The sequence below is a fragment of the Kushneria pakistanensis genome, from assembly GCF_014652795.1.
GTDB classification, from domain to species: Bacteria; Pseudomonadota; Gammaproteobacteria; order Pseudomonadales; family Halomonadaceae; genus Kushneria; species Kushneria pakistanensis.
Genome location: NZ_BMZM01000002.1, coordinates 570,862 through 584,532, shown reverse-complemented (window position 1 = coordinate 584,532; position 13,671 = coordinate 570,862). Strand labels below are relative to the sequence as shown.

General features: G+C 60.7%; 14 protein-coding genes. 5 read left to right on the top strand and 9 right to left on the bottom strand.

What is annotated here, in order from left to right:
• Positions 1-126: 126 nt before the first annotated feature.
• Positions 127-903 (top strand): TatD family hydrolase, encoded by a 777-nt coding sequence (locus IE123_RS08090; protein ID WP_189516929.1) that lies wholly within the window; start codon positions 127-129, stop codon positions 901-903.
• Positions 904-1,084: 181 nt separating this feature from the next.
• A complete protein-coding gene (locus IE123_RS08085) occupies positions 1,085-1,264 on the top strand; it encodes a hypothetical protein (RefSeq protein ID WP_189516922.1) in 180 nt (59 codons plus the stop codon).
• Between the two features lie 24 nt (positions 1,265-1,288).
• Here IE123_RS08085 and IE123_RS08080 read toward each other — a convergent pair whose 3' ends face one another.
• Together IE123_RS08080 and glsB are read right to left on the bottom strand one after the other, a co-directional pair.
• The gene (locus IE123_RS08080; RefSeq protein ID WP_268246941.1) at positions 1,289-2,134 is read right to left on the bottom strand and encodes an SDR family oxidoreductase; all 846 of its coding nucleotides are present in this window, start codon (positions 2,132-2,134) and stop codon (positions 1,289-1,291) included.
• A gap of 153 nt (positions 2,135-2,287) precedes the next feature.
• Entirely contained in the window at positions 2,288-3,211 is a 924-nt protein-coding gene (gene glsB / locus IE123_RS08075) for a glutaminase B (RefSeq protein ID WP_189516920.1), read from the bottom strand.
• A gap of 207 nt (positions 3,212-3,418) precedes the next feature.
• Between glsB and pyrB the strand changes: the two genes are divergently transcribed.
• The gene (gene pyrB / locus IE123_RS08070) at positions 3,419-4,459 is read left to right on the top strand and encodes an aspartate carbamoyltransferase (protein ID WP_189516919.1); all 1,041 of its coding nucleotides are present in this window, start codon (positions 3,419-3,421) and stop codon (positions 4,457-4,459) included.
• A 43-nt stretch (positions 4,460-4,502) separates the two neighbouring features.
• Here pyrB and ruvX read toward each other — a convergent pair whose 3' ends face one another.
• From ruvX to gshB, 3 genes are all read right to left on the bottom strand, one after another.
• Complete coding sequence (gene ruvX, locus IE123_RS08065; RefSeq protein ID WP_189516917.1) at positions 4,503-4,967, bottom strand: Holliday junction resolvase RuvX; 465 nt, start codon at positions 4,965-4,967, stop codon at positions 4,503-4,505.
• On the bottom strand, positions 4,960-5,517 hold the full coding sequence (locus tag IE123_RS08060) for a YqgE/AlgH family protein (protein ID WP_189516915.1): 558 nt from the start codon (positions 5,515-5,517) through the stop codon (positions 4,960-4,962). Before IE123_RS08060 ends, ruvX begins: the two co-directional genes overlap by 8 nt.
• Before the next feature lie 155 nt (positions 5,518-5,672).
• Positions 5,673-6,632, bottom strand: coding sequence for a glutathione synthase (gshB, locus tag IE123_RS08055; protein WP_189516913.1), 960 nt, complete (start codon positions 6,630-6,632; stop codon positions 5,673-5,675).
• A 236-nt stretch (positions 6,633-6,868) separates the two neighbouring features.
• On the opposite strand from gshB, the gene IE123_RS08050 reads away from it, so the two are divergent.
• Positions 6,869-8,002 carry an alkene reductase gene (locus tag IE123_RS08050; RefSeq protein WP_189516911.1) on the top strand — a complete coding sequence of 378 codons (1,134 nt, stop codon included), beginning with the start codon at positions 6,869-6,871 and terminating at the stop codon, positions 8,000-8,002.
• Positions 8,003-8,121: 119 nt separating this feature from the next.
• Here the strand turns inward: IE123_RS08050 and poxB are convergent, their stop codons facing one another.
• From poxB to IE123_RS08030, 4 genes are all read right to left on the bottom strand, one after another.
• On the bottom strand, positions 8,122-9,867 hold the full coding sequence (gene poxB, locus IE123_RS08045; protein WP_189516910.1) for a ubiquinone-dependent pyruvate dehydrogenase: 1,746 nt from the start codon (positions 9,865-9,867) through the stop codon (positions 8,122-8,124).
• A gap of 222 nt (positions 9,868-10,089) precedes the next feature.
• A complete protein-coding gene (locus tag IE123_RS08040) occupies positions 10,090-10,812 on the bottom strand; it encodes a 16S rRNA (uracil(1498)-N(3))-methyltransferase (protein WP_189516908.1) in 723 nt (240 codons plus the stop codon).
• A 24-nt stretch (positions 10,813-10,836) separates the two neighbouring features.
• The gene (gene secB / locus IE123_RS08035; protein ID WP_189516906.1) at positions 10,837-11,304 is read right to left on the bottom strand and encodes a protein-export chaperone SecB; all 468 of its coding nucleotides are present in this window, start codon (positions 11,302-11,304) and stop codon (positions 10,837-10,839) included.
• 98 nt (positions 11,305-11,402) lie between these two features.
• Positions 11,403-11,825 carry a rhodanese-like domain-containing protein gene (locus tag IE123_RS08030; protein ID WP_189516904.1) on the bottom strand — a complete coding sequence of 141 codons (423 nt, stop codon included), beginning with the start codon at positions 11,823-11,825 and terminating at the stop codon, positions 11,403-11,405.
• A gap of 282 nt (positions 11,826-12,107) precedes the next feature.
• Between IE123_RS08030 and gpmI the strand changes: the two genes are divergently transcribed.
• Positions 12,108-13,661, top strand: a complete 1,554-nt coding sequence (gene gpmI / locus IE123_RS08025) for a 2,3-bisphosphoglycerate-independent phosphoglycerate mutase (RefSeq protein WP_189516902.1) — start codon at positions 12,108-12,110, stop codon at positions 13,659-13,661.
• Positions 13,662-13,671 lie beyond the last annotated feature (10 nt).

Below are 13,671 nucleotides of genomic sequence, written 5' to 3'. Positions count from 1 at the left end.
ACAGGATATCCAGCAAGCGTCTGATCACGTGATTGCCCAACGGGTTATCGAGGGCAATTTTTCAGCTCGCCAGGCTGGCAATCAGGCTAATGACACCGATTTTACTGACACCAGGAGAGCACCGGCATGACCCCGCAATTTGTGGATACCCATTGTCATTTCGATTTTCCGCCGTTTTGCGGTAATGAAACGCAAAGCCTGAAGCGAGCAGCGGACGCTGGCGTCGAGAAAATGATTGCGGTGGGCGTCGCGGCGGACCGCTTCGCAGGCGTCATGGCGCTGGCCGATCGTTTTGATCCGGTGTATGCCGCACTCGGCATTCACCCCATGGCCATCGGTGAGTTCAGGGAGGAACATCTGACGCAGCTGGAAACGTGGCTTGAAAAGCGTCCCGACAAGCTGGTGGCGATCGGCGAAATCGGGCTGGATCTTTTTATCGACAATCCACAGTTTGACCGTCAGGAAGCCCTGCTGGATGCCCAGCTGCGGCTGGCCCGCAAGCATGATTTACCGGTGATCCTGCATTCGCGGCGTACGCACGACAAGCTTGCGATGCACTTAAGACGTCTGGACCTGCCCAGGTGCGGCGTGGTGCACGGCTTTGCCGGCAGCGAGCAGCAGGCGCAGGCCTTTATCAAGGCGGGGTATTTTATTGGCGTGGGCGGCACCATGACCTATGAGCGCGCTACCAAGACCCGCCGCACGCTTTCCCGTCTGCCGCTGTCGTCACTGCTGCTGGAAACCGATTCACCGGACATGCCCGTACAGGGGTTTCAGGGCGAGCCCAATCGCCCCGAGCGGATCAGGAACATCTGGCAGAGTCTGTGCGCCATTCGTGACGAGTCGCCACAGGAAATTGCCGAAACCATTCGTGATAACAGCCGTCGGCTGTTTCGTATCTAAAGGCACAGCGTTATTACGTAATAATTTTTATCATTTAATAAAATTACATTAGATTAAAATTTAATCAGAACACAAAATGCATAACTTGCCCTGCATATGGCACGCCGGATAATACGCCCAAGGGAAAATATTGCCCCTATGGGACGATGAACCCGTATTTTTACAACAAGAAGGGCCATGAATGGTAAATCACGCCATCATCGGCGAAGTTGTTGGCATTACCGTCGCTTCTGAAGGCAAGGGTACGCTACCCAGCACACCAGCCATTTATCAGGTAGAAGGCTTTCATTACGAGACACTGAGACATGTGGATAGCCATAAAAAAGCCCGCACCACGGAATGTGGCACGGGCGAAAGATAACTTGGCGTAAAATTTACCGTAATATTACGTATTAAGGATAACGCCACCGTTGAGGTGAATGGTCTGTCCATTCATGTAGGAAGACTCTTCGCTTGCCAGGTAGACATAGGCCGGCCCCATCTCGCTGGGCTGGCCGGCACGCTGCATGGGTACCTGCTGGCCGAAGCTTTCCACCTTTTCTTCATCCATGGTGGCCGGAATCAGCGGGGTCCAGACCGGTCCGGGCGCGACGGCGTTGACACGAATACCGCGTTCAACCAGCGACATGGCCATCGAGCGCATGAAGCCCTGGATCGCGCCCTTGGTGGCGGTGTAGTCGATCAGCGTATCGTTGCCCTTGAAGGCATTGATAGAGGAGGTCTCGATAATGCTGTCGCCCTCCTTCAGGTGCGCCAGCGCATACTTGACCGTGTAGAAGTGGCTGAAGATGTTGGTGCGAAAGGTGCGCTCGATCTGCTCATCGGGAATTTTGGTGATGTCATCCCAGTCGTGCTGCTCGGCGGCGTTATTGACTAGGATGTTAAGCCCACCCAGCTCACTGACGGTTTTTTCGATCATCTCACGGCAGAAGTCTGCACTGCCGACATCGCCCTTGAGTACCAGACAGCGCTGCCCTTCGGCCTCGACCAGCGTACGGGTATCCTCGGCGTCGCGGTCTTCTTCGAGATAGTTGATCGCCACATCGGCGCCTTCACGAGCATAGTGCACGGCGACCGCGCGACCGATACCGCTGTCGCCGCCGGTAATCAGGGCAACCTTGCCCTTGAGCTTGCCGGTGCCCTGATAACTCTCCCGGATATATTCGGGCTTCGGGGTCATGCTGTATTCATCACCCGGCTGTGACTGGGGTGCATCGGTTGAATTGGCCACTGTTCAAACTCCTTTTGAAACATGGATTAACTCTTGCGCCGCAGACTGCCCGGCGCGCGTCTCTCCAAGCGTAGAGCGCTCTGTAAAGCGTTCAAGGAGGGTTTGATAAAAGGGACTGACTGGCGCGTTTGCACCGCCCCTTTCAGCAGGTCTTCAATAGGCCAGCGGCGAAAATACCGACCAGCCAATACGCTCGCTGAGCCTTTCCAGTACCGCCATGCCCACCAGTGAATTGCCGCTGGCATTGAGCGCCGGCGACCATACACAAATGCTGTAACGCCCCGGCACCACGGCGACGATACCGCCGCCCACGCCGCTTTTGCCGGGCAGCCCCACGCGATAGGCAAAGTTGCCCGCCTCGTCATACAGCCCGCTGGTGGCCATGATGGCGTTGACCTGCTGGTTCTGACGCGGCGTTAAAATGACTTCATCGCTGTGCAGGCAGCGCCCACCGTTGGCCAGAAACGAGACACCGCGCACCAGATCCACACAGCTCGCCGTCAGCGCACAGTGGTGGAAGTAGCTTTTGAGCACCGCGTCCACGTCATTGTGAAAGTTGCCAAATGACTGCATGAGATAGGCCATGGCCGCATTGCGTGCCCGGTACTGGTATTCGGAATCCGCCACGACCCGATCGGAAATGATATGCACGTTGTCGGTCAGCCGGCGCACGAGATCGCGCATGGACAGGATCGGCGCGGCGTAGCGTGACTGGTTGATATCAGCGATGACCAGGGCGCCTGCATTGATGAAGGGATTGCGCGGGCGGCCCTTTTCAAACTCGAGCTGCACCATCGAGTTGAAGGCCTGGCCCGAGGGTTCATGCCCCAGCCGCTCCCAGAGGCTTTCCCCGGTATGCGAGATGGCCTGCACCAGGCTGAACACCTTGGAAATACTCTGGATCGAAAAGGGTGTATCGGCATCGCCGGCCTGATGAAGCACACCGTCGGTGCCCAGCATGGCAATGCCGAGCTGGTGGGGATCAACTCCTGCCAGCGCCGGGATATAGCTTGCCACATGCCCCTGACCGAGCAGTGGACGCACCTCATCGAGAATGGATTCCAGCAGTGCCTGCATGTGTAATGACCGTCCTGACACGGGGCTGTCGCCCTGATGGAAAAAGCGTGCGCAGTGTATCGCGCTGACCGGTCCTCGCCCATCCCGAAGGGCCACGGCAGCTTCCGGTGAAGACACGGGCCCTGTCGCGCTACACTAGCGCACGTCTTCGCCCCACAGCGCCGGCTGTGGCGGTATTCCTCCTCGACCCAGCCAGAGGCGAGTGCCATGAGTGCCCATCTGTTGTCCGTTGATAATTTGTCCCGCGATTATGTCGATCACCTCTTTGATGTCGCGCGGCGCATGGAACCCATCGCCCAGCGCCGCCAGATCACGCGGGTGCTGGAAGGCGCCGTGCTGGGCAATCTCTTTTTCGAGGCCAGTACCCGTACGCGCATGAGCTTTCACTCGGCCTTCAGCCGGCTGGGTGGCAGCGTCTGCGACACCACCGGTTTTACCTTCTCCTCGATGGCCAAGGGCGAGTCGCTTTACGACACCAGCCGCGTGATCAGCGGCTATGTCGATGCCATTGTCATGCGCCACCCGGATCTGGGCTCGGTGGCCGAGTTTGCTGCCGCCACCCACGTGCCGGTCATCAACGGCGGCGACGGCCCGGGCGAGCATCCAAGCCAGGCCCTGCTGGATCTCTATACCATCAACAAGGAGTTCGAGCGCCTGGGCAAGCAACTGGCCGGCGCACATCTGCTGCTGACCGGCGATCTCAGGTACGGACGCACCGTCCATTCCCTGCTGAAGCTGCTGTCGCTCTATCCGCCGATGCAGATCACGCTGGTGTCACCGCCGGGGCTCGAGATGCCCCTTGAGCTGATCGATCGGGCCGAAAACGCCGGCCACCGGGTGCATCAGCGCGATACGCTGCAGTTTGACTACAGCGACGTGGACGTGGTCTATGCCACGCGGATCCAGAAGGAGCGCTTTACCCAGGAGATGGTGGAAGGCTTTAGTCTATCGAGTGATTTCAGCGTTGATCGCGCCTTTCTGGATCAGCGCTGCAGTGCCCATACCATTGTGATGCACCCGCTGCCGCGCGACAGCCGCCCCGGGGCGAATGATCTCAACGTGGACCTCAACGACGATTCGAGGCTGGCCATCTTTCGCCAGACCGACAACGGCATCCCGGTGCGCATGGCGATCTTTGCCACGCTCATGGGCGTGGCCGACAGCTTTGATCGCAATCTGCGGGAGGTGGGCTGGCAGGCGCCACAGAAGATCGGCGTCAATGATGCTGATTTCGCCACCCTGAAGTAAGCAGTCACTTGCGCTTCAGAGCAGCCAGATAAAGCGATACAAGTCAGCGCGGCGCGGGGATATCAAGCCGCGCGCCACCGGCCTGCTGCGCGAACCAGCCACTCAGGATCAGCTCGGCGGCAATGCCGTCGACGCCTTCCTGGCGGTAGTTGCCCTTGTGCCCGGCCTCGCGGGCAATCGCCTTGGCGGCGCGCGTCGTACCGCGCTCATCGAACATTTCCAGCGGTTTGCCAAAGCGCCCGTGCAGCCGTTTGCCGAACTTGCGCGCGCGCAGGCTCATCTCGGACTCGGTATCGTCCATGTTCAGCGGTAGCCCGACCACAAAAAGATCAGGCTGCCACTCCTCGATCAGGCGGGTAATCACATCCCAGTCGGGAATGCCGTCACGCGCTGTCAAGGGATCCAGCGCCGTGGCGCTGCCCAGCAGTTCGTTGCCGACCGCCACGCCAATGCGACGTACACCGAAATCAAAGGCCAGCACCAGCCGCTGACCGGGCATCTCAGCCATGGCCGGCCTCACGCGAGAGCAGGCTTAGATCAACGCCCAGATGGCCTGCGGCAGTTTCCAGCCGGGCCGGCGCGGGCGTTTTGAAGATCACCTCATCGCTGGCCTCCACGGTCAGCCAGGTGTTGTCCTTGATCTCCTGGGCCAGTTGATCGGGCTCCCAGCCCACGCAGCCCAGACAGATCAGAAACTGCTCGGGGCCGCGGCCGGCCGCGATCGCGTGCAGAATGTCCATCGACGTGGTCAGTGCCCGGTTCTCGCCGGTGCGAATGCTGGAATCCCAGTGCTCGGGGCTGCCGGAGTGCAGGATAAAGCCGCGTTCCCGGTGCACCGGACCGCCGTTGAGTACCGGTGTGGCCAGGGCCTGGCACTCGCTGACATCGATTTCGAGCTGTTCGAACAGCGCCTCCAGCGTCAGCTCCATGGGCTGATTGATCATCAATCCCAGAGTGCCGTTGTCATCATGGTCGCAGATGTAGGTCAGCGAGCCCGCGAAGTTTTCATCATCAAGATGGGGCATCGCCATGAGGAAGTGATCGCGTAAGCCTTGCATGGGCCTCCTGAGGTTTAACGCAAGCGTGCGCCCCTGCCGGCAGGCAGAAGCGCGTATCGATGGGGTCATGCAGATGACGGCGCCTGCCGTCACCCGTGCGCCAGCAGCGCTGATGCGCGCATGGTAACACTCCCATACCGGTGTGACGTCACAACTCAGGTGAAGCGCCGCTCAATCGCATCCATCAGCATGCCGGCAATATCGGTGCCCTTCTGGGCATCAATTTCACGCACGCAGGTGGGGCTGGTGACGTTGATCTCGGTGATGTAGTCACCGATGACATCAAGGCCGACAAAGATCAGGCCCAGCGACTTGATGGAGTCCTTGACCTGATCGACCAGCCAGTAGTCACGCTCGGTCAGCTCGCGGGCCTCGCCGCGACCGCCGGCCGCCAGATTGCCACGTACCTCACCGGCCGAGGGAATGCGTGCCAGGCCATAAGGCACCGGCTCGCCATCGATCAGCAGGATGCGGGTATCGCCCTGTTTGATCTCGGGAATATAGCGCTGCGCCATGATCTGCTCGGTGCCGCGCTGAGTGAGCTGCTCGATAACCGCGCCGATGTTGCGACCGTCCGGGGCGATATGAAAGATACCGGTGCCGCCCATGCCATCGAGTGGCTTGAAGATGGTATCGCCCTGCTCGGCGTGGAACTCGCGCAGGACACGGTCATTGGAGGAGACGATGCTGGGCACCAGACACTGGGGGAACTGCTGGGCGTAGAGCTTCTCGTTGCAGGTCAACAGCGCCCGGGTCGGATTGACTACCAGCACGCCCTCGCGTTCGGCAAACCCCAGCAAGTGCACGGCATTGGTAAAATTGACGTCCACCGGCGGGTCCTGGCGCATCAGGATCACGTCCATGTCGGCCAGCGGTCCGGCCTCGACCTCTCCGAGCGTGTAGTAATGCGCCGGGTCGTTTTCGAACACGTCAAGTGCACGCAGACGCCCCATGGCGCGCCCGTCCTTGAGATAAAGATCGCCGGGTTCGAGATAGTAAAGCGTATGGCCCCGCCGTTTGGCCGCCCACAGCATTGCCAGCGTCGAATCCTTTTTCCAGGCGATATTGGCAATGGGGTCCATGACCACTGCGATCTTCAATGCACGTTCACTCATTTAAAACTCCAGAACACGGCCGTGTGATGTTATGGCGGCCGCCAATGGCGTCAGTATGACGCAAGCCCCATTCTTCGACCAGGGCTGAACCTGCTGTGTCCATGTACGCAGGGTTATCCTTTTCAATCGCTGACATGGCCGGAAACTATCAGGGCAACCCGTGCAAGCGACTAGACTTTCGCAGGACAGGACATCGCTGGATGGCGATGCTCAGGCTTTTATCAGGGAGGAACCCCATGCCAACACTTTTCGAGCCTTTTGACCTTGCCGGCATTCGCTTGGACAACCGCATCGTCATGGCTCCCATGACGCGTTCGCGGGCTCCCGACGACATCCCCACCGAACTGGGCGCCCTTTATTACCGCCAGCGGGCCAGTGCCGGGTTGACCATCTCCGAGGGCACGCCGGTCTCGCGTCAGGGCACGGGCTATCTCTATAACCCCGGCATCTATGGACCGGATCAGATCGCAGGCTGGCAAAAGGCCACGCGCGCCGTGCATGAGCGTGGCGGGGTCTTCTTTGCCCAGATCTGGCACGTCGGGCGCGTGTCGCATACCACCGTGCAGATCGCCGGTGCCGCGCCCGTAGGCCCGAGCGACAAGCCCGGCGGCATGGCGTTTGGCTATAACGAGCAGGGCACCCCCGACATGCTCAAGGCCAGCACGCCGCGCCGACTCGAGACGAATGAAGTGCGCGATATCGTGCGTGACTTCGCCCAGGCGGCCGTCAATGCGCGCGAAGCCGGTTTTGATGGCGTCGAAATTCACGGTGCCAACGGCTACCTCTTCGAGCAGTTTTTGAACCCCGGCGTCAATGACCGCGATGATCAGTACGGCGGCTCGCGTGAAAACCGCTGTCGTCTGCTGATCGAAGTCGTCGATGAGGTCAGCCAGCTCATTGGCGCCCATCGTGTTGGCGTGCGTCTGTCGCCACATGGCACGCTCTTTGACATGCCGGAATACGACGACAACGGCGAGACCTATCTGCATCTGGCGCGTGAATTCAACAAGCGCGGTCTCTCCTACGTCCATCTGCATGATCAGGGTGGCCAGGGCATGGACCCGATGCCACGCGAGTATCTGAAGCGCTTTCGTGAGGTGTATGAGGGTAATCTGCTGCTGGCCGGCAATCTGGATCAGGCAGAAGCCGAGAAGCTGGTCAGTGAAGGCACCATCGATCTGCCGGTTTTCGGTCGCGTTTATACCTCGAATCCGGACCTGGTCGAGCGGATGAAAAACGGCTGGCCGCTGGCCGACTTTGACCCGTCGACCTTCTACGGTGGCGATGCCCGCGGCTATATCGACTTCCCGACGTACCAGGAAGAGCAGGAGCGTCAGGCGCGCCAGAAGCTGATCGACGAGAAAAGCTGATCGGCTCGCCTCTGATCCTCCACACATGAAAAAGCCCCGGCATGGCCGGGGCTTTTTGTCGTCTGTCGCCTGTCATGTGAACGCCCGAGCGCAAGCAGGTCCTTACGCTCGGATGATGACTACTTCTTCTTGCGCCCCAGGCGGCTGAGCCAGTTGGTATTGGCCAGATCCATCACCTCATCACCACGACCGCTCATCACCGCCCGCAGCATGTAGAGGCTAAAGCCCTTCGCCTGAGCGGCCTCGATGGTCGGCGGCATGGACAGCTCCTGTTTGGCCACCTTCACATCAACGATGACCGGGCCATCGTGAGCAAAGGCCTCTTCAAGCGCGCCATCAAGCTGCTCGGAACTTGAGACCGTCAATCCCTTGATCCCCATTGCCTCGGCCAGACGGGCGTAATCGGCGCTGGGCAGGTTGGTGACCTCATCCACATAGCCTGCCGCCTTCATCTCCATGGCCACGAAGCCAAGGGTCGCATTGTTGTAGACGATCACCTTGACGGGCAGCTGCTGCTCGGCCAGCGTCATCAGATCGCCCATCAGCATGTTGATGCCGCCATCACCGGACAGCGATATCACCTGACGCCCGGGCTGGGCCGCCTGAGCGCCCATTGCCTGAGGCATGGCCGTGGCCATTGAGCCGTGCATGAAGGAGCCGGTCAGGCGACGCTTGCCGTTCATCTTCAGATAGCGCGCCGCCCAGACGGTAGGCGTGCCCACCTCGGCGGTAAACCAGGCATCCTCGGCCGCCAGCGCGCTGATGCGGGCAGTCAGATACTGCGGATGCAGCGGCTTGCCTTCAGCGGCCGGCACGGCCAGCTCATCAAGATCCGCGCGTGCCTTTTGATAGTGGGCCTGCGCCTTGTCGAGAAAGGCGCGGTCGGTTTTTTCCTCAAGACGCGGTAAAAGCGCTTCAAGGCTTGCCTTCACATCGCCGACCAGCCCCTTGAGCAGCGTGCTGCGCCGCCCCAGATGCCCGGGGCGCAGATCAATCTGGACGATGCGGCCGTGCTCGGGGAAGAAGTCCCGGTAGGGGAAATTGGTCCCCAGCATGATCAGAAAGTCACACTCCTTGAGGGTGTGATAGCCCGAACTGAAACCGATCAGGCCGGTCATGCCCACATCGTAGGGATTGTCGTACTCAAGGTGCGACTTGCCACGCAGCGCATGCACGATGGGCGCCTTGAGCCGCTCGGCCAGTGCAATCACCTCATCATGGGCACCGGCACAACCCGCACCGCAGAGCATCGCCACCTGTTTGCTGTCGTTGAGCAGCTCGGCCAGTTCATCAAGCTCGGGCTCGGGCGGCACCGAGACAGGCGCCACCGGCGCGCTCCACTGCATCTTCTGCTCGACGGCAGGCGAGAGCGCCACGTCACCGGAGATGACAATCACCGCCACGCTTTTTTCCAGAATGGCCGTGCGCATGGCGGTTTCAATCACGCGCTGCGCCTGAGCAGGCGTGGAGATCAGTTCGCAGTAGTCACTGCACTCCTTGAAAAGCTGCTCCGGGTGGGTCTCCTGAAAATAGCCCAGGCCCACTTCGCTGGAGGGAATCTGGGCGGCGATGGCCAGCATCGGCGTTTTTGCCCGCTGGGCCTCGAAAAGCCCGTTGATCAGATGGGTATTGCCGGGCCCGCAGGAGCCGGCGCATACGGTCAGTCCATTGCGCGCCTCGGCCTCGCCGCTGGCGGCGAGTGCCGCGACTTCTTCATGGCGTACGCCCCGCCAGGTGATGGCGTCCTGCTGGCGCAGGCTTTCGGTCAATCCGTTAAGGGAGTCTCCCGGCAGACCCCAGATATTCTCGACACCGGCGCGCGAAAGCGTGCGCACCAGCATATCGGCAACGCTATAGTCGGCCATGAAACACTCCCTGTTGTGGCGGATGGGCAATGGCGTAGGGCACGCCTGCCAATGGTTGGATGCTGGCTCAAGTACAGACGTTCACGACCACTTGTGCCAATACACAGGCGCTATAGGCGTCGAAGCAGGTGGGGTACAAGGCGAGAATATCTTCGAATACGTTCCGTTGCGGTACGTACCCGAAGACAGGGAGGAGATCTCACGGCAGCAGGCGCTCAGCGCTCAGGCAAAATCGCCAAAGCGCGCCTGCAACAGCGAAAGCGCCACGATCGGGGCGGTTTCCATGCGCAGAATGCGCGGTCCGATGATCCACGACATGAACTGATGCGCGTGAGCACTGGCCACTTCACTGTCGCTCAGTCCCCCTTCGGGGCCGATCAGCAGCGCCGCGCTTTCAGGGGCTGCATCACTCATGGGCGCGGTGGCGCCGTAGGGATGCAATACCAGCCTGAGCGGCTCATCACGCGCCTGCAACCAGTCACTCAACGACGTGGGCGGATGGATCACGGGCACGGTGGCACGACCACACTGCTCGCAGGCATTCACGGCCACGGCCTGCCAGTGATCGCGCTTTTTCTGCGCCCGCTCACTCTTGAGCCGCACATCGCCAAACTCGGTATACAACGGCGTGATGGCGGCCACGCCCAGCTCGACCGACTTCTGGATGGCAAAATCCATCCGGTCGCCCTTGCCGACCGCCAGCCCCAGATGCACCGCCAGCGGTGACTCGGGCAGCGCCGGCTGACGCTCCCCAAGGGTAACCTGCACATCGCCGCGCTTTGAAATGGCCGCGATGTGAGCGGTCACTTCACTGCCCTTGCCGTCAAAGAGCGCCAGCAGATCACCCTCTCGGCGACGCATGACGCGTGCCACATGATGGGCAGCGGCGTCGGGCAGTCTTAAAGTGGCGCCGGGTTTGAGCGCCTGAGGAACGTAAATGCGCATGGAATTACTCGCGACCTCGCCGCATCAGGCGTCGGCCTGCGGCGTGCCCTGCTGTTTCTGGGCATAGATCGCATCAAAGTTGACCGGGGAAAGCATCAGCGCCGGGAAGGTGCCTCGACCGACCAGGTTGTCGATGCACTCACGCGCGTAGGGGAACAGCACGTTGGGGCAGAAAGCGCCCAGGGTGTGGTCAAGCTGGGCATCGCTGAGCCCCGAAATGGCGAAAAGGCCCGCCTGCTGGACTTCGGCCAGAAACGCCGTGGACTCTTCATCACCGTTGTAGACGTGAGCGGTCACACGAACACTGACCTCATAGACACCTTCACCGATCTGCCGGTGATCGTTGTCGACATCAAGCTTGACCCGCGGCTTGAACTGCTGCTGAAAGATCGCCGGCGAGTTGGGCGCCTCAAAGGAGATGTCCTTGACGTAGATGCGCTGCAGCGCGAACTGGATATTGGCCTGCTCACTGGTGGCGTTGTTGTCTGACATGCTCGTTTCCCGGTCTGTGAGTAAGTAATAACTGTTGCTTGAAGCCAGTAAGAACTATTGCTTGAAGCCAGCAAGCACCATCGCTTGAAGAGGTTACATCAGCGTGTCACAACGGGCAGGCCGTCGGCCACCCACTGTGCATGACCACCCTTGAGTCGACGGGCGCCGGCAAAGCCTGCCTTGTGCAGCTTCGTGACGACACTTCCGCCGTGCTGGCCCATCTTGTCGACCACGATGATCGGCTTGTCCCTGTGCTTTTCAAGGCGCTGCATGTTGGTATCAAGCTTGCCGGCAGGCACGTTGACGGCGCCGGCGATATGGCCTGCCTTGAACTCCTTGATCTCGCGCACATCAAGGACCATGGCATCCTCGCGGTTGATCAGGTTGGTCGCCTCACCGCTGCTGACACCACCGGACGCACTGCGCCTGGATTCAAAGGCCAGCCAGGCCAGCAATACCACAACAAAGGCACCTACCAGCAAGGGGTGATTCTGGGCAAACTCCAGCAGCTGATCGATCATGGAAATTATCTTGACCCCGGTCGTTTAAAATGGCTCGGCGCGCGGTCATGCCTGGTCTACCCTGCGAGTTCGGGGAAGCCGCCCGGCAGCTGGAATCCGGCGCGCGCCCAGTATACACAAGCACCCGGCCGTCGTCCGTCCCCGATGATCAATGCTGGCATGCACCGGCTGGGTTATGATGACCACCATTTCGACGCCCTGATAGCGCCGCTTGCTGCGTGAGCACGCCAGCAGCGCAACCCGGTATCGGGGCTTACATGTACGTGTTCCCGAGGCGAAATCATGTCCACATCGCAGCAACCACGTCCCGTCGCCCTGCTGATTCTCGATGGCTATGGCCACAACCCGGACTCGGCCAACAACGCCGTGGCCGCCGCCAACACTCCGGTCATGGATCGGCTGCAGGCAGACTACCCCCACACCCTGATCAATACCGACGGCGAAAACGTCGGTCTGCCCGATGGGCAGATGGGCAACTCCGAGGTGGGCCACATGAACCTGGGGGCCGGGCGCGTCGTCTATCAGAGCCTGACCCGCATCTCCAAGGCGATTCGTGATGACGAGCTGGGCGACAATACCGCCCTGACCGATGCCATCGACGCTGCCGTCAAAGACGATCGGGCCGTCCACGTGCTGGGGCTGCTCTCCCCGGGCGGTGTCCACAGCCATGAAGACCATGTACTGGCGCTGGCCGAGCTGGCCCAGGCGCGCGGTGCGAAGCGTGTCTATATCCACGCCTTCCTCGACGGCCGTGACACCGCCCCCCAGAGCGCGCTGGACAGCCTGCTGCGGGCTGACGCCCTGCTGCGCCAGATGGGCGTGGGTCGAGTCGCCTCGATGATCGGACGCTTTTACGCCATGGACCGTGACAACCGCTGGGACCGCGTTCAGGCCGCCTGGCAGCTGCTGGTCAACGGCGAGGGTGAGCATGTCGAAAGCGATGTCGAGCAGGCCCTTCAGGCAGCCTACGATCGGGATGAAACCGACGAGTTCGTGACCGCCACCAGTCTGCGCGAGAGTGATGATGACCGGGTCACCATTCAGGATGGCGATGCGGTGCTGTTTGCCAACTTCCGCGCTGACCGTGCCCGCGAGATTGCCCACGCACTGGTCGATGCAAGCTTTGACGGCTTCAAGCGTGATCGCACGCCGAAGATGCATTTCGTGTCCATGACCCAGTATTCCGATGACCTGGGTGTACCGGTGGCCTTTGCTCCGGGCGATCTGCCCAACACGCTTGGCGAATATGTCGCCTCAAAGGGGCTGACCCAGCTGCGCATCGCCGAGACCGAGAAATACGCCCACGTGACGTTTTTCTTCTCCGGCGGCCGCGAGGAGACCTATGACGGTGAAGAGCGCATCCTGGTCGACTCCCCGCGCGACGTGAAAACCTACGATGAAAAGCCCGAAATGAGCGCCTTCGAGGTTACCGACAAACTGGTCGAAGCGATCGATTCCGGGCGCTTTGATCTGGTGGTATGCAACTACGCCAACGGCGACATGGTCGGCCACAGCGGCGATCTGGCCGCAGCCACGAAGGCCATCGAGGCCGTGGATGAGTGCCTGGGACGTGTGGTCGAGGCGATCGAGCGCGCCGGCGGCGAGTGCCTGGTCACGGCCGATCACGGCAATGCCGAACAGATGGTGGACCCCGATACCGGCAAGCCGCAGACCGCTCATACCACCTTCCAGGTACCACTGGTGTACGTCAGCCAGCGCAAGGCCTCGCTCTCTGAAGGCGGACGTCTTTGCGATATCGCCCCGACACTGCTGGCCATGATGGGCCAGACGCCTCCGGAAGAGATGACCGGTCGTGTGCTGATCGACCATCAGTAATCGGAGCCTT

Excerpts from the sequence above, each read along its gene's own strand:
- IE123_RS08090 (WP_189516929.1), top strand. The coding sequence starts at position 127 with ATGACCCCGCAATTTGTGGATACCCATTGTCATTTCGATTTTCCGCCG.
- IE123_RS08085 (WP_189516922.1), top strand. The coding sequence starts at position 1,085 with ATGGTAAATCACGCCATCATCGGCGAAGTTGTTGGCATTACCGTCGCT.
- glsB (WP_189516920.1), bottom strand. The coding sequence starts at position 3,211 with ATGCAGGCACTGCTGGAATCCATTCTCGATGAGGTGCGTCCACTGCTC.
- pyrB (WP_189516919.1), top strand. The coding sequence starts at position 3,419 with ATGAGTGCCCATCTGTTGTCCGTTGATAATTTGTCCCGCGATTATGTC.
- ruvX (WP_189516917.1), bottom strand. The coding sequence starts at position 4,967 with ATGGCTGAGATGCCCGGTCAGCGGCTGGTGCTGGCCTTTGATTTCGGT.
- IE123_RS08060 (WP_189516915.1), bottom strand. The coding sequence starts at position 5,517 with ATGCAAGGCTTACGCGATCACTTCCTCATGGCGATGCCCCATCTTGAT.
- gshB (WP_189516913.1), bottom strand. The coding sequence starts at position 6,632 with ATGAGTGAACGTGCATTGAAGATCGCAGTGGTCATGGACCCCATTGCC.
- IE123_RS08050 (WP_189516911.1), top strand. The coding sequence starts at position 6,869 with ATGCCAACACTTTTCGAGCCTTTTGACCTTGCCGGCATTCGCTTGGAC.
- poxB (WP_189516910.1), bottom strand. The coding sequence starts at position 9,867 with ATGGCCGACTATAGCGTTGCCGATATGCTGGTGCGCACGCTTTCGCGC.
- IE123_RS08040 (WP_189516908.1), bottom strand. The coding sequence starts at position 10,812 with ATGCGCATTTACGTTCCTCAGGCGCTCAAACCCGGCGCCACTTTAAGA.
- secB (WP_189516906.1), bottom strand. The coding sequence starts at position 11,304 with ATGTCAGACAACAACGCCACCAGTGAGCAGGCCAATATCCAGTTCGCG.
- IE123_RS08030 (WP_189516904.1), bottom strand. The coding sequence starts at position 11,825 with ATGATCGATCAGCTGCTGGAGTTTGCCCAGAATCACCCCTTGCTGGTA.
- gpmI (WP_189516902.1), top strand. The coding sequence starts at position 12,108 with ATGTCCACATCGCAGCAACCACGTCCCGTCGCCCTGCTGATTCTCGAT.